The sequence below is a fragment of the Lacticaseibacillus thailandensis DSM 22698 = JCM 13996 genome, from assembly GCF_001436135.1.
In the GTDB taxonomy this organism is placed as follows: domain Bacteria; phylum Bacillota; class Bacilli; order Lactobacillales; family Lactobacillaceae; genus Lacticaseibacillus; species Lacticaseibacillus thailandensis.
This window is the reverse complement of sequence record NZ_AYZK01000003.1, coordinates 72,682-93,433: the sequence shown is the minus strand read 5'-3', so window position 1 is coordinate 93,433 and position 20,752 is coordinate 72,682. Positions and strand designations below refer to the sequence as shown.

At 55.6% G+C, this 20,752-nt stretch carries 16 protein-coding genes; 10 read left to right on the top strand and 6 right to left on the bottom strand.

The features are described from left to right. Nucleotides 1–66 precede the first annotated feature (66 nt). The 5 genes from rplI to FD19_RS05725 all read left to right on the top strand — a co-directional run bounded on the left by rplI (nucleotide 67) and on the right by FD19_RS05725 (nucleotide 10,066). Nucleotides 67–522 (top strand): 50S ribosomal protein L9, encoded by a 456-nt coding sequence (gene rplI / locus FD19_RS05745; RefSeq protein WP_054750341.1) that lies wholly within the window; start codon nucleotides 67–69, stop codon nucleotides 520–522. A gap of 246 nt (nucleotides 523–768) precedes the next feature. Beyond that, nucleotides 769–5,724 (top strand): MucBP domain-containing protein, encoded by a 4,956-nt coding sequence (locus FD19_RS05740; protein WP_056969337.1) that lies wholly within the window; start codon nucleotides 769–771, stop codon nucleotides 5,722–5,724. Nucleotides 5,725–5,893: 169 nt separating this feature from the next. Then, on the top strand, nucleotides 5,894–7,279 hold the full coding sequence (gene dnaB / locus FD19_RS05735; protein WP_054750335.1) for a replicative DNA helicase: 1,386 nt from the start codon (nucleotides 5,894–5,896) through the stop codon (nucleotides 7,277–7,279). A 61-nt stretch (nucleotides 7,280–7,340) separates the two neighbouring features. Next, nucleotides 7,341–8,507, top strand: coding sequence for a hypothetical protein (locus FD19_RS05730; RefSeq protein WP_054750332.1), 1,167 nt, complete (start codon nucleotides 7,341–7,343; stop codon nucleotides 8,505–8,507). 272 nt (nucleotides 8,508–8,779) lie between these two features. Beyond that, complete coding sequence (locus FD19_RS05725; protein WP_056969336.1) at nucleotides 8,780–10,066, top strand: adenylosuccinate synthase; 1,287 nt, start codon at nucleotides 8,780–8,782, stop codon at nucleotides 10,064–10,066. Nucleotides 10,067–10,325: 259 nt separating this feature from the next. Here the strand turns inward: FD19_RS05725 and FD19_RS05720 are convergent, their stop codons facing one another. After that, entirely contained in the window at nucleotides 10,326–11,231 is a 906-nt protein-coding gene (locus tag FD19_RS05720) for a magnesium transporter CorA family protein (protein WP_054750330.1), read from the bottom strand. A gap of 644 nt (nucleotides 11,232–11,875) precedes the next feature. Beyond that, a complete protein-coding gene (locus tag FD19_RS05715; RefSeq protein ID WP_056969335.1) occupies nucleotides 11,876–13,654 on the bottom strand; it encodes a hypothetical protein in 1,779 nt (592 codons plus the stop codon). Nucleotides 13,655–13,902: 248 nt separating this feature from the next. Between FD19_RS05715 and FD19_RS05710 the strand changes: the two genes are divergently transcribed. From FD19_RS05710 to FD19_RS05695, 4 genes are all read left to right on the top strand, one after another. Continuing rightward, on the top strand, nucleotides 13,903–14,889 hold the full coding sequence (locus FD19_RS05710; protein WP_054750320.1) for a GMP reductase: 987 nt from the start codon (nucleotides 13,903–13,905) through the stop codon (nucleotides 14,887–14,889). A 60-nt stretch (nucleotides 14,890–14,949) separates the two neighbouring features. Further along, the gene (locus tag FD19_RS05705) at nucleotides 14,950–15,177 is read left to right on the top strand and encodes a zinc ribbon domain-containing protein (RefSeq protein WP_054750319.1); all 228 of its coding nucleotides are present in this window, start codon (nucleotides 14,950–14,952) and stop codon (nucleotides 15,175–15,177) included. A gap of 252 nt (nucleotides 15,178–15,429) precedes the next feature. Beyond that, nucleotides 15,430–16,026 carry a hypothetical protein gene (locus FD19_RS05700; RefSeq protein WP_056969334.1) on the top strand — a complete coding sequence of 199 codons (597 nt, stop codon included), beginning with the start codon at nucleotides 15,430–15,432 and terminating at the stop codon, nucleotides 16,024–16,026. 320 nt (nucleotides 16,027–16,346) lie between these two features. Then, a complete protein-coding gene (locus FD19_RS05695) occupies nucleotides 16,347–17,264 on the top strand; it encodes a nucleoside hydrolase (protein WP_054750318.1) in 918 nt (305 codons plus the stop codon). A gap of 92 nt (nucleotides 17,265–17,356) precedes the next feature. Here FD19_RS05695 and FD19_RS05690 read toward each other — a convergent pair whose 3' ends face one another. Continuing rightward, nucleotides 17,357–17,797, bottom strand: coding sequence for a MerR family transcriptional regulator (locus FD19_RS05690; protein ID WP_054750317.1), 441 nt, complete (start codon nucleotides 17,795–17,797; stop codon nucleotides 17,357–17,359). Nucleotides 17,798–17,896: 99 nt separating this feature from the next. Here FD19_RS05690 and FD19_RS05685 point away from each other — a divergent pair, with 99 nt between their 5' ends. Beyond that, complete coding sequence (locus FD19_RS05685; protein WP_054750316.1) at nucleotides 17,897–18,913, top strand: NAD-dependent epimerase/dehydratase family protein; 1,017 nt, start codon at nucleotides 17,897–17,899, stop codon at nucleotides 18,911–18,913. Nucleotides 18,914–18,971: 58 nt separating this feature from the next. Here FD19_RS05685 and FD19_RS05680 read toward each other — a convergent pair whose 3' ends face one another. The 3 genes from FD19_RS05680 to FD19_RS05670 form a co-directional block, all read right to left on the bottom strand. Then, nucleotides 18,972–19,478 (bottom strand): GNAT family N-acetyltransferase, encoded by a 507-nt coding sequence (locus FD19_RS05680; protein ID WP_054750315.1) that lies wholly within the window; start codon nucleotides 19,476–19,478, stop codon nucleotides 18,972–18,974. Between the two features lie 74 nt (nucleotides 19,479–19,552). Next, nucleotides 19,553–20,098, bottom strand: a complete 546-nt coding sequence (locus FD19_RS05675) for a GNAT family N-acetyltransferase (RefSeq protein WP_054750314.1) — start codon at nucleotides 20,096–20,098, stop codon at nucleotides 19,553–19,555. A 144-nt stretch (nucleotides 20,099–20,242) separates the two neighbouring features. Then, on the bottom strand, nucleotides 20,243–20,749 hold the full coding sequence (locus FD19_RS05670) for a type 1 glutamine amidotransferase domain-containing protein (RefSeq protein WP_056969333.1): 507 nt from the start codon (nucleotides 20,747–20,749) through the stop codon (nucleotides 20,243–20,245). Between the last annotated feature and the right edge of the window lie 3 nt (nucleotides 20,750–20,752).

The following is a 20,752-nucleotide window of genomic DNA, read 5'->3' as shown; positions in this document are numbered from 1 at the left end:
GTTGGCGTGACGGTAGACAAGTAGTAAAATTGGCCTGTAATACTTGGAAAGAGAGGACGTAGCAAGATGAAAGTAATTTTTACGCAGGATGTCCGCGGTAAGGGGAAGCGCGGTGAAGTCAAGGAAGTCCCCGATGGCTACGCCCAGAACTTCCTCATCAAGAACGGTAAGGCCAAAGTAGCTACCAAGCAGGCCATGAGCCAGCTTGAGGGTCAGCGTAAGGCCGAAGAACGGCACGAGGAAGAGCTGCACGAGCAGGCATTGGCGTTGAAGGCCCGGTTGGAGGACGACAAGACCGTGGTTGAGTTAACGGCCAAGGCGGGTTCCGACTCACGGCTCTTTGGTTCCATCCCCAGCAAGCAAATTGCTCAAGCGCTACAGAAGCAGTTCCAGCTGAAGATCGATAAACGCAAAATTAAGTTACCGGAGCCAATTCGGGCGCTAGGGTACACGAACGTTCCCGTTGAGTTAGCTCCGGGCGTGGAAGCCAAAATTCGCGTGCACGTGGGCGAACAAAAGTAGTTATTCTTGTGCACAAGCACGACATTTTCTTAGAGGATGTCGTGTTTTTTTATTGGCCGTGTGTTTGACCGTAAACGCTCGTAATGGTTGCTTTGGACACCCTTTATTAGCGGCATTTGTATTCGCTTTCTTAATTTGCTTTTTGGTGCACAATTAGGCGGTAATATTAGTAATATTCTGTTATAATCACGGTGGGAATTTGGTTCTGGGGAGATGTGGTCAAAGAATTTTGGAGGGTGAATCGTTATGGAGAAGAAGGATGCACGACAACTACGGCGGCTCATATACGCCTTACGGGATGAGCGGACGCATTTTAAGATGTATAAAGCAGGTAAAAAGTTGGCGTTTGCGAGCATCACTACGCTGGGTTTTGCTACCGCAATGACCGTTCTGGGTGCGGCCCCGGTACACGCCGATACAGCTTCACCAGATGATGGGCAGACGGCGACAACGACCGTTGCACCACAGACGGTGACTAGTGGTGCGGTTGCACTTCAGCACCAGGCCACTAGCGGATCCACGAGTAGCGCGGCGGCAGCTGGTAGCGATAGTAGCACGAGTAGCGCTGATAGTGCGACCAGTTCGGCCGCGACCCCTGTCAGTGCGACCAGCAGTGCCGCTACGGTCAGCGTGACACCTGGTAATTCTGGGAGTAGTGCCGCGACCAGCGCGGCGGATAAGCAGTACGGTAGCAGTGCCACGACTAGTCGTGCGGCCAGTGCCCCGGTCAGCGCCGCACCGACCAGTGCTGCCACGGTGGTGGATGCCACAACGACCAGCCTCGATTTACACGCGGAACAGGACACCATTAAGTCCGGGCAGACGGCCGCCTTTGACCTGAACCTCAATGTGAGCGGCATCACGACGGACGGACAGCCGCAACAACTAGTAGTGGACCTGCCGGACGATTTTACGTTGGCCGCGGGGATGGACTTAGGCATTAATGGGGTCACCCCAACGTCAGATTCGGCGCAACACCAGCTGGTTTACAATTTTGCCACGCCGCAAAACGGCCTGACTGTGGCCAAGCGGTTCACCTTTACCACGCAGTCGGGGCCGGTGGTTAACGGGACCCTGCTCCAGATGCGTGCACAATTTATTGATGGCAGCCAGATCACGGATAGTGGTGTGCAAACCGTGACGGTGACCTCCAAAGCTGTTTACGGGGTGGCCAGCCAGTTCGACGGGGTCATGCCTACTGACGGGGATGGTAATTTAATTACCGACGCTAACGGGAACGCCACTATTGATACCAGCAAGGCCAGTGGCCGGGCTGGGGATCTGGTCGTGTACACGGTCGGGGTCACCGCCCCGAAGCAGACACTAGGGCAGGCGTACCTGGAGCCGGGAACGGTTGTGCAGGTGGCGTTTATGCTACCAAAGGGGCTGACCTTCAAGGGCGTTGATAGTACGACGTTGGCACCCAACGTCACGGTTAATGCTGATGGGACTACGACCCTGCGCTTTTACTTTGAGGCACCAAGTATCGCCGAGCAGGCAGCCGCCGTGAATAACCTGGTGGCCAACCGGTTTAACATTTTGGCACAAATTAATAGTGATCTAGCGTATAACACCTCATTGACGACGCAAGCACTGATGGGCGCGACCTCGATCAACGGTGAGGCAGTAAAGTCCAGCATTGCCACTACCAAGATCGTCACGGTGCCCGACTTTACCAAGAGCGGGATCCCAACTGATGGTAGTGAGGCATACTTTTATACTTGGGGGCCAGCTGACGGTAACGGTAAATTATCAACCTATTCCAACGCGAATGATGATCCCCAGGTTGGCGTCGACGCCCAGTTGCAATTCAGGCTGCAATTAGGGACGGCTGATTACATCTTTGGCCAAGCTGATAACTCCAAGAGTCACCTACTGACGAGCCCGAGCGCAGACATCAAATATACCAGTGAGGGCTGGATTCGAGAATTGCAAAAGTACGAGGCCACGTATGATATTGATGATCACCTCAACGTTAATCAGTTGTATGTAGGTGCGCCTAATGCCTGGATTGAAGGTCATCCATACGCCCTCACGGAGGACCCCAAATTTAATCTTTACGTGCAGTACCGGGGTGAAATGGGCTTTGAGTCAACGCCAATCATTACGGGTATGACGGATACTGCTGGTCAGTGGGTTGATCTATCTAGTCTGTTGGATAATGCTCGTGGCGTTGATAAGCTCCGTTTTGAATGGACGACGCCAGTCGCTGGTCAAAACTATAGTAATATTTGTTTCATGATGACCCCCAAGGCTGGGTATTATGGCACAGTGGGTAATCGGTTGACGGTTAATATCGCTGGTTATTGCGGTTTAGGTTGGGTGGAAACGCAGTACGATGAGAACGGCGCTTATGTAGTCGCCTATGTACCCCACATTGATGTGCACGAAGATCTGGGTGCTGAGGTGCACATGCTTGATGGTCACGGAAGGGCCGTCAGACCTGGTGATGACTACGATCAACGGGCAGTTTTTAACCAGTACATGACCACCAAGACCGCCGAAATTGCGCGCCCGGCCGAAAACACGCCGCGGGTTTTGAACGAGAGCCTCAGCTTTGCCAACCAAACGGCGGGTAAGGTGGATGTTGGTGCGAACCAACTGGTGGTCACCGTCGAGAACAACAAGGCGGCTTTACAAAGTTTTGACGGCCTAGTTAGCTACGTGATTCTACCAGAAGGTGTGGCCTACACAGGCAACGATGCCCAAGTTACGGCCTCCAAACAGGGCGGAAAGACGTTGCTGACGATTCACTGGAAGCGTGACGCGTTGGCACCCAATAGTGTCAACCGCCTGACGTTACCGGTCACCGTAGCCGCAACGCTCAACGCTGCCCAGCTGGCAGTCACCATCGATTCAACGGTCAACCAGGCGGATACTGTAGTGCCGCGGACGATTGACCCGACGGATGCGTCTGACGTGCAAATTCTGGCGAACGTCACGGACATCCTGGGGACGCCGATCAACCAGAAGGTCTACGCGTTAACGCTGGTGACACCGGTCAATGATGATGGTCGCGGTGTGCAGCTACAGTCCACCGCGTTGGCCGCCAACGCTGCTGGTGACGAGGGTGCCCTGGTGACGGTTCGGGCTGGCGAAGACGGGCAGTATCTGTTACGGTTCGCGCCCGCCACGAGCGCAGTACTACAGGACGTCACGATTCACGTCACCCTGCCATACGTGGGTGATCAGGCCGAGTTGAGCGCCACTAGTCGGGGTACCACCACAAATGACGTCCATCTTGCCGGACCGGTACAGTTACCAATGAGCTGGGCAGGCAAAGCTACCGTGCGGTACATCACCGCTGCGGCACCAACTGGCTTGGTGGCGGCTGACGTGACTAACTTTGCGGACGTCACTGGCTTACTGGTCACCTTTAATGATCCCGCTGCCTACCTGGATGGTGGTGCCCAGACGTTGATTCTACCGGTCCACGTGGCCGACGCGGCAACGCCGGGCACGCAGGCTTACGTAAGTGCGGCTGTGAGTGCCAACGGGCTGAGCGCGGCGGAAGGGCTGCGCGCCGGCATCACGGTGGGCGTTCACCAGCAGGCAAGCGCCACGGTCACTTACCATGACGACACGACGGATACCGACCTGCGCACGGTCACGGCAGCAGATGATCCGACGCTGACTGGCTTTGTGGGGACGACGAGTGCCTACGATGCAACGCCAGTGATTGATGAATACCTGCAGGCAGGTTACGGCCTGGCTAGTGATGGGACCAAAGATGCGAACGGTACGCGCCTGATTGCGTTTACGACCGATGGGGTCACGACCAATTACGTGGTCCACCTCTACCACAACTTTGTGGCGGACAAGCCGACGACGAGTAGTCAAACGATCCACTATGTCGATCAGCACCAGCAGCCGCTAGCACCAGACCACGTGGACACAGTGTCCTTCCTGACGGTGCGCGACATGGTTACGGATGCCAGCCAAAGTTATGTGACGCTAAGCACGATTACTGGTCAACCAGTAGTCAATGATGGGGTTCCGACTGGTGAGTGGTTGGTCGGGACGACCGCAGACCTGGCGGCGGTGGCTAACCCCGTAATTACTAATTATCGGGTAGTGGCCACGACGGCTGCTAATGGTGACCTCGTCGCGGTGCCAGCCACGACGCTAATGGCTAATAGCGGTGCGCAGGTCGTGACGGTTAGCTACGACTTTGCCACTGGCGAACCAGGGACCAGCGCAGCTGCGGGACTCCTCACCATCCGTTACGTGAACCGGTACGGTATGCAGCTACGAGCAGCCACAACCCAAACTGGCTACGTGGGCAATGGTTACAGCGTTACGGCGCCAACGCTCACTGGCTACACGTATGTTGGGCCAGCTAAGGATTCGGCGGCCCTGACCGGAACGTTTACCAGCGACCCAACAACGATCACGCTGGTTTACGACCTGATTCAGGGCCAACCAGGTACGAGTGAGGCTGCGGGACCCCTCACCATCCGTTATGTGAACCGGTACGGTATGCAACTACGAGCGACGACAACCCAAACTGGCTACGTGGGCAATGGTTACAGCGTTACGGCACCGACGCTCACTGGGTACACGTATGTTGGGCCGGCTAAGGATTCGGCAGCCCTGACCGGAACATTTACCAGCGACCCAACAACGATCACGCTCGTTTACGACTTGATTCAGGGCCAACCAGGGACCAGCGCGGTCTCGGGACCGTTGACGGTGCGGATAGTTGATCAAGTGGGGCAACCCCTGCGGCCAGCTTTGGTTCGTACTGACTTCGTGGGTAACGGTTACCACGTGACGGTACCAACAATCAGTGGTTATGACTATGTCGGTTTAGCTCAGGGGTCGGCGGCCTTATGGGGCACGTTTGTCGCAACGCCAACGACGATTACGCTGGTTTACCGGCAACAGGAGCAGCCTGGTACTCCCACGCCGCCACGTCGCTACTTGCCGGATACCGGCACCACAAGTACACCGACCGCGCCGACCAGTTCGCCACGTTTGATGGCGCACACCACCGGCACGCGGGTGACCCCCACGCCGACAACGCGTGCGGTAGTGGCCACCAACCGGCCGACTACCCGGACGCTACCGGCTACTGGTGCACACCGGACCCTGCCGCAGACGGGCGACCAAACTGTCCGCAGTGGTGCCACGTTGTCCGTGCTGGGCTTAGGCTTGCTGAGCTTGCTCAGCGGTTTGTGGTTCCGCAAGCGTGAGCACTAAACCTTGTTAGTGATATGACTAAAAAGTTCCACTCCCAGCGTGACTGGGGGTGGAGCTTTTTCATTAGGTACACCCGGCATGGTCGGGCAACGGTGGGCCGCTCAGTATGCTACAATTTAACCAGCTAACGGTGCGGTGAGTACGCACCACGAGAACGGAGGCAAACACCATGGATGAACCGACATTAAGTCGCCAACCACCATACAGCGAGGACGCGGAACAGGCCGTTTTGGGTGGGATTTTACTGAATCCCGACCGGTTGGCAGACGCCCAAGAAGTGCTGGAGCCGGATGATTTCTACCGGCGCGCCAACCAGCTTATTTTTGCGGCCATGAATGCGCTCAACGACCGTGAAATTAATATCGACGTGGTGAGTGTCAAAGAAGAACTGGAACGCGATAACCACCTGGATGATGTTGGTGGGGTCGCGTACATGGCCGAGCTGGCTGACGCCGTGCCGACGTCCACCAACGTCGGTTACTACGCCAAAATTGTCAACGATAAGGCCACCATGCGGCGGTTGATCCAAGCCGCCCAAACCATCGCGGCCAAGGGCTACGAGGGGTCCGAGGAGCCAATCGACCTGCTGACGGAAGCGGAGGAAACGTTTAGCCGCATCAGTCAGGGTGGGCGCGATACCGGCTTCCGGGCAATTCGTGACGTGTTGCAGAACGCCATGGACGAGATCGACAAGATGGCGACCAACGACGACCAGGTAACGGGGTTAGCGACGGGCTACCATGACCTGGATCAGCTGACCACCGGGTTCCACGACGACGAACTGATTATTATCGCCGCCCGTCCCGGGATGGGGAAGACCGCCTTTGCCCTGAACATCGCCCAAAATGTGGGGCGGGACACGAACAAAGCCGTGGCCATCTTCAGTCTGGAAATGGGCGCCGAATCGCTGGTCAACCGGATGCTGTGTAGTGAAGGTAGTATCGACGCCACCCATCTCCGGACTGGTAACCTGAACCAGGACGAGTGGGAGCGGCTCCTGGTGGCCATGGGCAGCTTGTCGAAGATGAACATCTACTTTGATGATTCGGCAGGCATTAAAGTGGGGGAGATTCGCGCCAAGTGTCGGCGCCTCGCCCGGGATCCGGACGTGGACCTTGGCCTGGTGATCGTCGACTACTTGCAACTAATTGAAGGCAACGGGCGTGAAAACCGGCAGCAAGAAGTGTCCGAGATTTCCCGCCAGCTCAAGAAGCTGGCTAAGGAACTCAACATCCCCGTCATTGCCATGTCGCAATTATCCCGGAGTGTGGAACAGCGTCAGGACAAACGGCCGGTGCTGTCTGATATTCGTGAGTCCGGTTCAATTGAACAGGATGCCGACATCGTGGCTTTCATCTACCGTGACGATTATTATCGTGACGAAGATGGGGATGACGATGAGGGTGGTGGTGCACCCAGTGATGATCAAGAGCAAGACGTAGGTGAAGTGGAGATCATTCTGGAAAAGAACCGGAGTGGGGCCCGCGGCACCGTGAAGTTACTTTTTGCCAAGTCCTTAAATAAGTTCGTCAATATCTCGAACCGTACAGAGTAAGGGGTTGCACGCGCCATTGAACGGTGTAGAATGCAACCTAAACAGGAAAGAAGGTGACGCCATGAATACGCTGATTCAAAATTTGCGTAGCGCCAAGCAGCAACACCTACTGATCAACATTTATCAGCGTGATAGCGAGGACTTTTATACCGGTTATGTCCAGATGGTGGGGGACGACGGGGTCGTAGTTGCGACCTACAACGATGCCGGGTTGGCTGACGGAGCGGCCCTCATCACTTATGACGCCATCGATTCCATTGAGATCGGCGGTCCGGACATTGACAGTATGGAGTTTCGCATTGCCGCGGCGGCCAAAGAGGATTTCCGGGCGTTGCCCGCTGCGCCCCTCGCGCTACCGTTGAATAACGAATCACCAATTGCCTACCAGGTCGCCGAAAACATGCGGCGGACCGGTCAGGTGGTCATGGTGATCGCGTTTGACATCGAGAATTACCTTGAGGGCCAGGTGACGGAGGTCACCCAGGACCACTTCACCATGAATGTCCTCAATAAATTTAACTACACGGATGTTCGTAGCATTCAGGTCGACTTTGCCAACCTCGGAGTGCTCGAATACGACGGTTACGACTTGTTTCTGGCGAGCGCCATGGCCGCTAAGCGCGACACGTTGCGGCACGTCACCACTGTCCGCCACCTTAACACCGGCAATTTGAGCGAGGTGCTGGGGGATGCCCGCGACGAGGAAACGCTGATTGCGGTTGTTGGGCGACAAAGCATGGACCAGTTCTACGTTGGGCGTGTGGCCGCGGTTAACGAGACCTTCGTTGTGCTCTCCCTTGTCGACATGGGTGGCCAGTTTGGCGGTTACTCGTTACTGCGGTTACGCGGAATTCATAGCGTGATCGTGGCCTCCGACTACTTGCAGTCAATGCTGATGTACGAGACTTGGGGGGCCACGCACCACTTTGTCCAGGTGCCGAAGCTGAACCGGGAGCGAGTCTTTGACGCGAACGACGACCTCTTGGCGAACCTGATTGGTGAAGGTGAGGTCTTCGGCCGCGTCTTCCGGTTACGGACGGCGATGACCAAGGAACCGCTGATTGGGACCCCGACGAACGTAACGACGGACGGCTTTGATTGGCTACCGTTCGGTGATCCGCAGGCCGAGCCACAACACTTCAAGATGGTGCAGGTGCTCGCCCTGAGCTTTGGTAGTGTGTACTCTTACCTCCAAGAACAGTGGATCCAAGATAATTCAGAAGAATAGCACGATACCGGACGCCAGGTGCGTCCGGTTTTTTGTTGCACTGGTGCCGACGCCATTACTTTGCGATAGTTCGGACATCACCAGACATATTGGCGATAAAGCGGGTGCAAAGACACTATCATCGAAAATAACACGAACATTCTGGGTGCTACCCCTTGTGACCGTACCACTTAACTGCTATCATTATGGTTGTTTTGGGCGTCGTCGACGTTCAACGTACAGACAGTGACCGGAGTGACTTTGCTTCCGTTACAATCGAGGAGGACTTATCAATGGGTACAGCAGTAATTGTTGGTATGCAGTGGGGCGACGAAGGTAAGGGGAAGATTACCGACTTCCTGAGCCAGGGAGCGCACATGATCGCGCGTTACCAGGGTGGTGACAATGCGGGCCACACCATTCACGCCAACGGTCAGGTGTACAAGTTACGGTTGGTGCCGTCCGGGATCCTCTATCCGCACCAGTTATCCGTGATTGGGAATGGTGTTGTGGTCAACCCGGCCAGCCTGTTGCGGGAATTGACGGCTTTGCGTGAGCAGGGGGTACCGGGCGACAACCTGCGGATCAGTGACCGCGCGCAGGTGATCATGCCGTACCACATCCTGTTGGACAAGTTGCAGGAAGCTAAGAAGGGTGATGCCAAGATCGGCACGACTAACCGCGGGATCGGTCCGGCGTACGTGGATAAAGCTGCGCGCGTTGGTATCCGCATGGCGGACCTGCTTGATCGGGACACCTTTGCCGCGAAGTTGCGGTTGAACGTCGACGAAAAGAATGAGCTGCTAACTAAGATTTACGGGGCGGATCCCGTTAATTACGACGATATCTTCGGCCAGTACTGGGAATTTGGCCAGCAGCTGGCACCATGCATTATGGATACCAGCGTGGTGCTGAACGACGCGTTGGACGCGGGGCATAACGTCCTCTTTGAAGGGGCTCAGGGCATCATGCTGGATGTCGACCAGGGGACCTACCCGTACGTTACGTCCTCCAACCCAGCCGGTGGGGTTTCCACCGGGACTGGTGTGGGCGCGTCCCGAATCGACCGGGTGGTCGGGGTCGTCAAGGCCTACACTTCCCGGGTGGGCGACGGTCCGTTTCCGACCCAGCTGGACGACGCCACGGGGGACTTTATCCGTAACGCCGGGCACGAGTTCGGTACGGTTACCGGGCGGCCGCGGCGCGTGGGTTGGTTCGACGCCGTGGTCGTTAACCACGCCCGCCGCGTGGCTGGGGTGACCGACCTGTGCCTGAACTCGGTTGACGTGCTGACTGGTTTGGACAAGATCAAAATCTGTGTAGCCTACGAAAAGGCGGACGGGACCCGCATCACCCGGATGCCTGCGACCTTGAAGGAACTGGGTGAGTGCCAGCCGGTCTACGAGGAGCTTGACGGGTGGACCGACGACATCAGTGGTGCGCGGAGTTTGGACGACTTACCCGCGGCACCGCGCCGGTACGTGGAACGTATCCAGGAACTGGTCGGGGTCAACCTATTGACCTTCGGCGTGGGTCCAGAACGTGACCAGACGGTGGTGCTGGACGATGTCTGGGGTTAACGCACCAAAATGAGTACATTAAAGCGAGGTAGCTGCATTATTGTAGCCACCTCGCTTTGCGTTTCGTGCTTTTATTCCCGGTACTGACAATCCCAGTGCAATGCTTGTAGACGGACTGGCTGGTCAAAGTTGCGCGGGGTCTTACCGGCCGGCGAATTTCCCGCAAGAAGGCGTCGTTACTCCACCTTGGCGCTGGTGGGACGGCCGGTGCAGGTGGCAGCAGTGATGTAGGCTGCAGACTTAATGCCCCTTTGGCTACTTACTTAATACGACGGTTGAGCAATACCGCCATGAGCACGCTGAGCAGGACGGTAATGCCAATGGTGAGCAACCAGGCACCCGTGGTTTTGGCCAGCGGTAGCCCGACGTTCATGCCGTAAAAGCCGGTGACGATGGTCGGTACGGTCAGAATCAGCGACCACACGGTCATCAGTTTCATGGTGTCGTTCAGCTCATTATTTAGCACGTTGGTGTAGGTCATGTTGAGCTGGTCCATTATTTGCGAAGTGGTTTGCGTCATTTCGCTAAACTGTTGCGCTTCGATAATGACGTCGTTGAGCCGCTCCCGCTCATGGGCGTTGAGCCCGCGGAACAGTGGTTGGAGCTTAAATTGTTGGAGCACCATGGCGTTTTGCTTCGCGGCTGTCACCAGGTAGACCACGCCGGTTTCGAGGTCAGACAAGACCAACAGGTTATTCTTGCTGGCTTTGCGGCGAAGACGGTCGGCGACGTCCTGACGCCGCTCATCGACTTTTTCGATCAGCGGGAAGAACGCTTCGGTCAGAATAAAGAGCCCCTCAAAGAGAAACTGGAAAACCGAGATATCATCATTAGCCGCGAGCTGGTCCGCCAGCAGATCACACACGTAGTCAGCCTTCGCGCCGCCAATGGTAAAGATGCGCTGGCCGCGGATGATGAAGGTCAGGGGTACGGCGTCGAAGTGGCCGTGCACCTCGTGCTGGTTGGGCACGTTGTAAACCATCAGGAAGGTGTTAGTCACGGCGTCATATTCCACGTGGGCCCGCTCATGCCGGTCCAGCGCGTACCCGAGCACTTCATCGTCCAGGGCGTAATCCGCGCGCAAGCGGGCTAACTCGGCCTTGTTGGCGTCGGTGACGTGGATCCATTCGTTGCGTCCGTGGTAGAACGTGGTTTGCTTGATCATTCCGTGGCCTCCTGTCTGGTTGTTTGGGGCAAAGATTCTATGTAAATAGTACCGAGTACGCCCTAAAGGGTGGTAGTGATGATCTACCATTTTTCTCGTTCTGGTAACCGGTTAGTATCGGGCTACAGTCTCTCGGCTTAGCTTTGCGAAGCCTCCGCGTGTCAGCGAGTACGTCCTAAAGGGGTGGTAGTGATGATCTACCACTTTTCTTGTGCTGGCAGCCGATTAGTATCGGACTGTAGTCTCTCGGCTTAGCTTTGCGAAGCCTCCGAGTGGCAGCGAGTACGCCCTAAAGGGTGGTAGTGATGATCTATCATTTTTCTCGTTCTGGCAACCGGTCAGTATCGGGTTGCAGTCTCTCGGCTTGGCTTTGCGAAGCCTCCGAGTGGCAGCGAGTACGCCCTAAAGGGCTACTCGCTGCGCAAAAAAAACAGAGGCGTGACTGACGTCACGCCTCTGATTATGTGTGCGGAGTGGGTACTCCGTCAAGTGGCGTTACCAATGAACGCCGAATATGTAACGGTGGGGGCGCTGACCTTCTGAACGCTTGCGCGCCGATCATTGCTATCCCACCCATGGTTTGGCACCACGCTAATAGCTTATCATGGCCGCTTGGTGCTGTCTAGACCGTTGGGGCAATTTTGCTACTTTGCGTGGGCAACGTTACGTTGAATCCAACCAGAACTGGTTCGCCAATTGTTGCGGCGCCGCCACACAACTACCGCGGCCAAGCTCAACCAGCCCACCGGCGCCAGCCACAGCAATACAGTGGTCCACGGTGGCGTCTGGAACCGAATCACCATCGTGTTGCGGCCTGCGAGTGACTGGACGATGGGAGCGTTGATCCGTGAACGGTAGTACTGGTTGCGGTTGAGCCGGCGGCCATTAACCGTCACCGTAGTTTGGTGGTAGGTCACCACTGGTATGGTCTGCCAACCTGCCATGGTTTCGTTCCACCGTATGCGTAAGCGGCCACCGGACAAAGCCGTATAGGTGAAGTAAGGGTGTTTGAAGAGCACTTCCTGGGTGAACACTGCACCGGGGCTAACGGTCCCCGGCCCCTGCCGTCCGTTCACGGGTAGGTAGTCGCTACTGTGCTTTTCAGCCGTCACCAAAATGGCTCCAGGATGACTGCTGTTCAGGGCAGACCTGAGGGTGTGCGGCGAACTGTTCACTAGTAGTAGAGCGCCAAAGTTGCGCAGGACGCGGTGGTGCTGTACCTGCACGCTGCGGTATGCCATACGGTAAACATTGGGTACGGCTACTCCCAGTACAGCCACGCTGGCGAGTGCGGTCACCAAGAGCGTTGGTCCCCCGTGGGCATGCCAGTGAATGGTGCTCATGCTGAGGGCTAGGCCGCAAAGCATGAGCGGAAAGGCGACGCTGGTGAGCCGGACGGGGAATTGCAGTAGCTGGGACAACTTTGGTACCAACCGGCCAATAGTAACCCACGGACAGAAACGGGAGGCCAACCACAGGGTGCCGCCGCCCATTACGGTGACACCCCAATTTATCCGGCTATTGCGCCGACCCCGAGCAACAAGCAATACTACCTGCGCACCCATAATCATTGCGGTGACCAGGGTAATGGCATTACGCTTCCCGGGGCCAACCGTGAGCTGCAGGACGTTTTGCGCGAGCGAAAATGCGTGGGGGTAAGCAATATGGTTGGTGCTGAACAGCAGTAGCAGCGCACCCCAGACGTTGGCGGTGAGGATGGTAGCAATACCTACGGCGATGGTGGTCTGCCCCAGCATGCGGAGACGACGTGGTGTACGGACCAAGGCGACCAGCCAGAAGGGCACGAGCGCCAGCACAGCAAAGAGCGTACTGAGGATGTGGGTCTGCAACAGGATCGCCATGATAAATGCCAAGCGGACTGGCCGGATGGGTCGTTCACGGTGGCGTACCATGTATACCCCGCAGGCCAACGCGTACGGCAGGAGTGCAGCGCCAATGCCCGTCATGTTTTGGTTGTACCCCCAGCGCGGCAGCCAACCGATGTTCATCAGGATGAGGGCGGCGGTTAACGCGGGCCACCGCTTCGCCCCAGCCACCCGGGCGAGATAGTACATCCCGAAGCCACCAACGAGGTAAATGGCAAAGGTGGTGACGAGCTGGAAGTGGTACCAACTACGCAGTACAACCAGGAGGGCGCCCATCAGGTAGGCAAAGTAGGGGCCATAAACCGCGTTAACGACGCGCCCGCTTTGCTGGAACCCAAAGTTGCTTTGCCAGTAGCTCCAGTGGCCGGTGCTCAGCTGTTTAGCGGTGTCGTAAATACGGTTGAAGTGAAAAAGGCCATCGCTACCGACGATAGTGCTGCCGGTGATTAGTTGGGGCAGGATCATAATGAAACTCATGATGACAATAGCGGCGAGAGGCATCCACACCGACCGTGATTCATTGATGATTTTGCGCATGACACTTGCTCCTAATGTGATTAATAATTCTATTTTAGGCCTGAGGGAGCGGTTACTTAGCGGTTAGCACTGTGATTTAACTAATGCTTTGCGATTGGCGCTCCCAGTATAACGGAGATATTCGCAACGTTAAGAAATGGCCGGATAAATGGTTGACAAGTTGGTACAATTAGCCTATATTCTGTACTTAGTGTGAATGATATTAGTATTATTCATGATTAATGTTCGTGTTTATGGAGGTAACCGCAATGCAGCCCACCGACGTGTTTGATTACGAAGATATCCAGTTAATTCCCAATAAGTGTGTGGTTAAGAGCCGTAAGGAGATTGATACATCCGTCCAGTTTGGCCCACGTCGGTTCAGGATACCGGTCGTGCCCGCTAACATGGAAACGATTATTGATGAATCGTTGGCGCGGTGGTTAGCCGCTCATGACTATTTTTACATCATGCACCGGTTCAACCCGGAGACCCGCCTCGCCTTTGTCCAGCAGATGCACCGCGATGGGTTGTACGCCTCCATTTCGGTGGGCGTCAAGCACGCGGAGTTTGCGCTTATCGACGCGTTAGCCGCGGCGCAGGCGGTACCGGAATACATTACTATCGACATCGCGCATGGTCACGCCCAGGTGGTCATGGATATGATCGGGTATATCAAGGACAAGTTACCGGGCAGCTTTGTGATCGCGGGTAATGTTGGCACGCCCCAGGCGGTCCGTGACCTGGAGAACGCCGGGGCGGACGCCACCAAAGTCGGGATCGGACCCGGCAAAGTTTGCATCACGAAGATCAAGACCGGCTTTGGTACCGGCGGGTGGCAACTAGCGGCCCTGCGTTGGTGCGCCAAGGCGGCCAGCAAGCCGGTGATTGCTGACGGCGGTATCCGGACGCACGGCGACATCGCCAAGTCGATTCGCTTTGGTGCGACGATGTGCATGATTGGTTCGCTCTTTGCGGGTCATGATGAGACCCCGGGACGCGCCGTTGAGCGCGACGGCCAGAAGTTCAAGGAGTACTACGGTTCGGCTTCGACCTACCAGAAGGGTAGCCACCACAACGTTGAAGGAAAGAAGATTTTGATTCCCGCCAAGGGCCCGATTGCGAATACGCTCACGGAGATGCAGGAAGACTTGCAGTCGGCGGTATCCTACGCCGGTGGTCGTGACCTAATGGGGCTGCGGACGGTCGACTACGTCATCGTTAAAAATTCCATCTTTAACGGCGACCAGTATTAGCAGACAGGCAGTGGCACCGCTGTTATACTAAGGGTGCCAATAACAGTGGGGGTGACAATGATGGCGGATGAAGCACAAACCAAGCAGTACGTATGTCCCAAGTGTGGTAACCAGACCTATAACAGTGGCCAGTTCCAGGCCACGGGTGGCAACTTTGCCAAGTTATTTGATGTTCAGAACAAGAAGTTTACGACGGTGTCCTGTAACCGGTGCGGGTACACCGAGCTGTATCAGGCACAAAGCTCGGCGGGGATGAATGTCCTTGACTTCTTGATGGGTGGCAGCTAAAACAACAACCGTCTACTAAATGGTGGACGGTTGTTTTGTGTTTGTGAGGGCAATATAGCGAATCCGGGGTTGGCGGGGTGACTGCGGCTTACGTGGTTTGCACCATAACTTGTTACAACTCGTTTGTGCAAAAAATTATGCTCGACTTAAAACAATAGTGTCATAATGAGGGCGCAAGTTTCCATAGTGGTTACTTGATAATAGCGTGGCATCGTCTTGGTAAACAGGAGTGAGTATTTGGAGGGGTCATTAATGGATAACTTACCGTTTACTTTTTTGGATAGTTTTGCTTTTTGGAATAAGCCGCAGGAAGATATTGAGCAGTGCACGGATGCCGAACGAGAGAAACTTTTTGGACAAGCCTACCGCCCAAAGTTTTTTCCAAAGGATCAATTACCTCATAATCTTTCTGAATATATTCAGCAATTAAAGTACGTCTTGGTGGGGATGAATCCAGGGAACGCCATCGCAGAACACCCTCAAGAACCCTTTCTCAATTTTCATGGTTCTAAGAATAGTGCTGATTATCGTTTGGCAGCGGCCGTATATGGTACTAAGCTATGGGGAAGTCTCATGACTGACCTTTCTCAACAAATCCAGAGTGATAGTACCAAGGTGAGGATTGATGCCAATGATGTGCAGGCATTGGAGCATCACCTGGATGCGCTGGGCGTTGCCCAAGATGCTGTTTTGGTTGCGCTTGGCCAGACTACCTTCAATAATTTAAATAAGTTTGCACAGCGGAAGGTGCTGTACATTCCGCATTATTCAAACAGTAATAACGGTTCGGGAGATAATCGCTGGGATGCAAAGCGAGTACACAGTCGTATTTTAACGATGACAAAATGATATCTATGTTCCTGGTGTGGTTCAGATAGTGGCGAATTAATGATTGTGCTGATATGTAGCTGTTGTAGGATGTTTAGCTCTAGTATCGCGGTTATTTGTGAGCATAATTTATAGCACGTATTTTTATTTATTGGCCCTTTGCCTAGGGGGCCATTTTTTGTTTACTTTGGCAGTCTCCAACACAAAAGAGGGGCAAGCTACGGCGTAGGATCCGTAAGCCGCAGTCCCAGCGCCCACACCCACCGGCGTAAGCCACGTCTGATATTCCCCGCGGAATGTGCTAAAGTAACGGTATTCGCAAAAGACACGGAGGAACAAACATGACACCAGTTATCTTCAGTACTGATCCTGGAATCGATGACGCGGTCGCCATCGCTATCGCGCTCGCTGACCCGACCCTTGATGTGCAGCTGATCGTACCGCTTAGTGGCAACGTCGACGTGCACCTGGCCACGGACAACGTGCGCAAGCTACTCACGTTCCTGCACCACGAGGACGTCCGGGTGGTACCGGGGAGCGCGGCACCTTTGCTCCGCCCACTAATGAACGCCAAAAATATTCACGGTGCCAGTGGCATGGATGGGTACGATTTCCCCGCCCCAACGGTGAAAGCCGATACCAGCACGACTGGTGTGGAGGCCATGCACGCCATCATTGCGGCCAGCAGTGACCCCATCACCATCGTTGCTATTGGGCCTCTGACTGATGTTGCCGTGTTGTTGCAACAACATCCTGAAGACAAAGACCGCATTGCCCGCATCATGATTATGGGTGGTAGCTTGAGTCGCGGTAACATTGGCGTGCTGTCCGAGTTCAACTTTGCCGTTGACCCCGAAGCTGCCAAGATGGTGTTCAATAGCGGGTTGGAGTTACACATAGCGCCACTTGATGTTGGTAACGCCGCAACGATCCTGCCCGCCATGTCGGAACACATCCGGACGCTCGGACCGGTCGGGGACATGTTCTACCACCTGTTCCGTGCGTTTCGGGGTGGCAGCTTTGAACAGGGCCTGCAGATTTACGATCCGCTAGCCGTGGGAATGTTGCTGCAACCAGATCTGTTTACGCAGGCGCACACACACGTAGCGATTGCGACCGGCGATCCGTTGACGGCAGGGGCTTCGTTGATCGACCTTGAAGGGTATCTGCACCGCGAAGCCAACGCCTACGTAGCAGTGGATGTTGACGTTGAGGGCTTCCGGCGCTGGTTTGTTGACGCCATTAAGCTTAGTGATTAAACGTATGTAAGTAATGAAGTGAACAAAGGCCGGCGGTGATCAACCTAAGTTGTGGTTGATCACCGCTGGCCTTTGTTGTGGTATACATCCACTTAGCGGATGGGAAAGGGGTCCGGCAAACCGTTTGCCGCCTTATCAGCGTGGGCAGCCGCCAGTTCCTGTTCGACTTTGGCGGGTGCATCTGGTGCGGCGTACAGTGATAGCTTGTAGTCGACCTCCCGCAGGTTGGTCGCTAGCTGATGTTGCCGGGCCACCACCCGCGCGCGGTGCTGAGTGAGTAACGCCTTGCGTACGGGGATGCTTTTGGGACCGGCCATCACGGCGTCAACATATCGCCGAATGTCAGCGATGGTCATCCCGGTATTTTTCAAGCAGATAATTGTGTGTAGTAGCTGGAGGTCACCATCCGTAAATGAGCGGTAACCCGCCGCATCACGCGCCACGAATGGCAGCAAGCCAGCTTTATCGTAGTAACGCAGGGTGTACGCGGATAGACCGATCTGGGCCGCGACGTCTTTGATTGAATAGCGCATATTGCCTCCCTGTAAAAAAGTGTTGCCTTAGAGTTTACTCTAACGTGTATGGTTAACAGCATAGTGGAACGGTCACCTAAATACAAGTGGGGAAAAATAATGATCAAAACGGTATTAGTAACTGGGGGTAACGGCTTCTTGGGCCTGCACCTCATTGCGCAATTGTTAGCGGGCGGTTACACGGTGAAGACGAGTTTGCGGAGTATGGACAAAGCGGCGGGGGTCACTGCGGCACTGGCGACCCACGACGTACCGCACCGCGAGCGACTCAGCTTTGTGGTAGCCGACCTGACTGCCGACGCCGGTTGGGCGGACGCGATGGTCGGCGTCGATGGTGTCTTTGCCACCGCGGCCCCGGTTTTTGTTAACGGCGAAATGGTGGCGGACACCGTGGCGCGGACGGCCACTGATGGCGTGCTACGTATCCTGACCGCCGCACGCCACGCTGGGGTCCAGCGCGTAGTCATGACCGGTAATTGGGGCGCGGTGGGCTATTCCAACCACGACCGGCACAGTGTGACCACCGAGGCTAACTGGACTGACCCTGATGAACCGGGGCTGTCGGTTTATGAACGGTCTAAGCTCCTAGCCGAACGGGCCGCGTGGCAGTTTGCGCACGACCATCCCGGTCAGCCTGAACTCGTTACGGTGAATGCTAGTGCCATGCTGGGCCGGTCGCTGAACGACCATGTTTCGGGGAGCCTGGGGCTGGTACAAAACCTCCTGTCTGGGCGTAGCAAAGCCATTCCGCAAATCCCCCTCAACGTGGTGGACGTGAGTGATGTGGCCGCGCTACACCTGTTGGCAATGACGAAACCGGCGGCAGCCGGTCACCGGTTCATCGCCAGTGCGGATGGACAAATCACCTTGCCGGAAATAGCTGCGTTAATTCGGACACAACGGCCGGCAGTGGCAGCCAAGGTGCCACGGCGATTGCTACCCAACTGGGTGATTCGGCTTGCTGCGCCATTTTCAGCCCAGGCGCGGGAAGGGTTGCTGTTTTTGCGGACTAACCGCAACACCAGCATCGCCGCGGCTAAGCGATTGGGTTGGCAACCACAATACACGATAACTGATACCATCTTACGGACTGTTGACCAGTTGACTGGTCATTAACCGTCAGGGGTTACACTAAAAACTCCCGCACCGTTGCTGCTGTGCGGGAGTTTTGTGCCTACATGTTTTTACCAAAGTGGCGTCCCAAAATATCGAGGTCACGACGCTGCCCGTCCATCAAGGCGACGCGCGGGAGGTGGCCCCACCGGTCAAAGCCGTTGCGCGTAAAGAGGTGCTGGCTGGGACCGTTGTGGTGGAATACGAAGGCCACGATGGTGTCAAGGGCGAGGTGGGGCAGTTGGCTGAAGACAAAGTCGAGGGCTGCCTGGCCGAGCTGTTGGTGCTGATAATGTTGGTCCAAGTAGATACTGATTTCAGCAGTATGGCTATAAGCCGGCCGGCCGTAAAAAGCTTCTAGGCTGACCCAGCCAGCAATATTACCGTCCACCATGATCAGCCAGATGGGGTACTTGTCCGGGGTAAACGCGGCAAACCAGGCTTCTTTGCTGGCCACGGTCACCGGTTCGAGGTCCGCTGTCGCCTGCCGGCCCGGAATCGCCTGGTTATAAATATCCGTAATCTGGGGTAAATCTTGGTGCTGCGCGTACTTAAACTCAATCCGCATGACGGGTCACCTCGCGTTCATAGTTAATTTGATTGTAGGTGACCAGTGACGTGGTAACAATCTTTTTTGTCAGGTTAGCTAACATCGGTGGGCCGTGCGGCGACCCATTCCCGGTACAGCTTGGAATAGACGGCAGCGTCATGCAGAATGCCGTTGACGTTGATGTCCTCGCGCAAAATTCCGTCGAGGTGGTAGTGGGCGCGTTCCGCGACGTGGCGGCTCGGCAGATTGTCCGTGGCCGCCAGGATGTCGATTTTGTTCATGCCTAACTGGTCAAACCCGAGATCCTCCATCTGCGCGAGGGCGGTGTGCATGATCCCTTTGCCTGAAGCTGCGGCGCTGAGGAAATACCCAATCTCGGCGTGCCGGTGTTCGCGGTTAACGTTGTGCAGGTCAATGGAGCCGACGATTTGGCCGTTGAACTGAATGGCGCGCATGTACGTCGATCCCAAAGCCTCCTTGTCCGTCATCATGCGCAGAAACTGGATCTCATCATCAACGGTGAGCGTGCTGTACGCCCATGGGAGCCATTGCCCGATGTAGTCGCGGTTGGCGTCAACGACCTGAAAGACGTCCTGGGCCACGCGCGGGGTGGCGGGGATGAGGGTGATGTCTGGCATGATGAGAAGCCTCCGAATTTACTTGATTGTCGCCTATTATACACGGGTTATTGCCACAATAAACCTGCTGTAAGCAAAAGAAATCGCGGCACCCACAGGGACCGCGATTCCTTGACGCTGATTAACAATGGTGGTGCTACCGAATTACTTAGCCAGCGCTGCCAATAATGCTTTGTCGAATGCTGGCAGGTCCTTTGGCTCACGGCTGGTGATCAGGTTGTCATCAACCACGACTTCCTGGTCGCGAGTGCGGGCACCGGCGTAGTACAGGTCAACCTGGACGGTCTTGAAGGCGGTCATGGTGCGGCCGTGAACCAAGCCGGTCGGGATCATGAGCTGTGGGCCATGGCAGATGGCGGAAATGACTTTGCCCTTCAGGAGAAAGTCACGGGTAAAGTCAACGAAGCGCTGATCTTCACGCAACTGGTCAGGGGAGAAACCACCGGGAATGAAGAGGGCGTCAAAGTCTGACGGCTTGACGTCACCAATGGTGGTGTCAATTGCCACTTTGAGGCCGTGCTTACCGGTGATGGTGTTCTTCTCGTACCCGATGACGGTGACGTCGTGACCGGCATCCTTCAGTGCCTGCACGGGGTCGGTGAACTCAACGTCTTCCACCATATCGGTGACAACGACTGCTACTTTTTTCATTGT

Bases quoted from the DNA above. Each gene is read 5' to 3' on its own strand.
- FD19_RS05730 (WP_054750332.1), top strand. From the start codon at position 7,341: ATGAATACGCTGATTCAAAATTTGCGTAGCGCCAAGCAGCAACACCTA.
- rplI (WP_054750341.1), top strand. From the start codon at position 67: ATGAAAGTAATTTTTACGCAGGATGTCCGCGGTAAGGGGAAGCGCGGT.
- FD19_RS05695 (WP_054750318.1), top strand. From the start codon at position 16,347: ATGACACCAGTTATCTTCAGTACTGATCCTGGAATCGATGACGCGGTC.
- FD19_RS05715 (WP_056969335.1), bottom strand. From the start codon at position 13,654: ATGCGCAAAATCATCAATGAATCACGGTCGGTGTGGATGCCTCTCGCC.
- FD19_RS05685 (WP_054750316.1), top strand. From the start codon at position 17,897: ATGATCAAAACGGTATTAGTAACTGGGGGTAACGGCTTCTTGGGCCTG.
- FD19_RS05740 (WP_056969337.1), top strand. From the start codon at position 769: ATGGAGAAGAAGGATGCACGACAACTACGGCGGCTCATATACGCCTTA.
- FD19_RS05705 (WP_054750319.1), top strand. From the start codon at position 14,950: ATGGCGGATGAAGCACAAACCAAGCAGTACGTATGTCCCAAGTGTGGT.
- FD19_RS05670 (WP_056969333.1), bottom strand. From the start codon at position 20,749: ATGAAAAAAGTAGCAGTCGTTGTCACCGATATGGTGGAAGACGTTGAG.
- FD19_RS05700 (WP_056969334.1), top strand. From the start codon at position 15,430: ATGGATAACTTACCGTTTACTTTTTTGGATAGTTTTGCTTTTTGGAAT.
- FD19_RS05725 (WP_056969336.1), top strand. From the start codon at position 8,780: ATGGGTACAGCAGTAATTGTTGGTATGCAGTGGGGCGACGAAGGTAAG.
- FD19_RS05710 (WP_054750320.1), top strand. From the start codon at position 13,903: ATGCAGCCCACCGACGTGTTTGATTACGAAGATATCCAGTTAATTCCC.
- FD19_RS05675 (WP_054750314.1), bottom strand. From the start codon at position 20,098: ATGCCAGACATCACCCTCATCCCCGCCACCCCGCGCGTGGCCCAGGAC.
- FD19_RS05720 (WP_054750330.1), bottom strand. From the start codon at position 11,231: ATGATCAAGCAAACCACGTTCTACCACGGACGCAACGAATGGATCCAC.
- FD19_RS05680 (WP_054750315.1), bottom strand. From the start codon at position 19,478: ATGCGGATTGAGTTTAAGTACGCGCAGCACCAAGATTTACCCCAGATT.
- dnaB (WP_054750335.1), top strand. From the start codon at position 5,894: ATGGATGAACCGACATTAAGTCGCCAACCACCATACAGCGAGGACGCG.
- FD19_RS05690 (WP_054750317.1), bottom strand. From the start codon at position 17,797: ATGCGCTATTCAATCAAAGACGTCGCGGCCCAGATCGGTCTATCCGCG.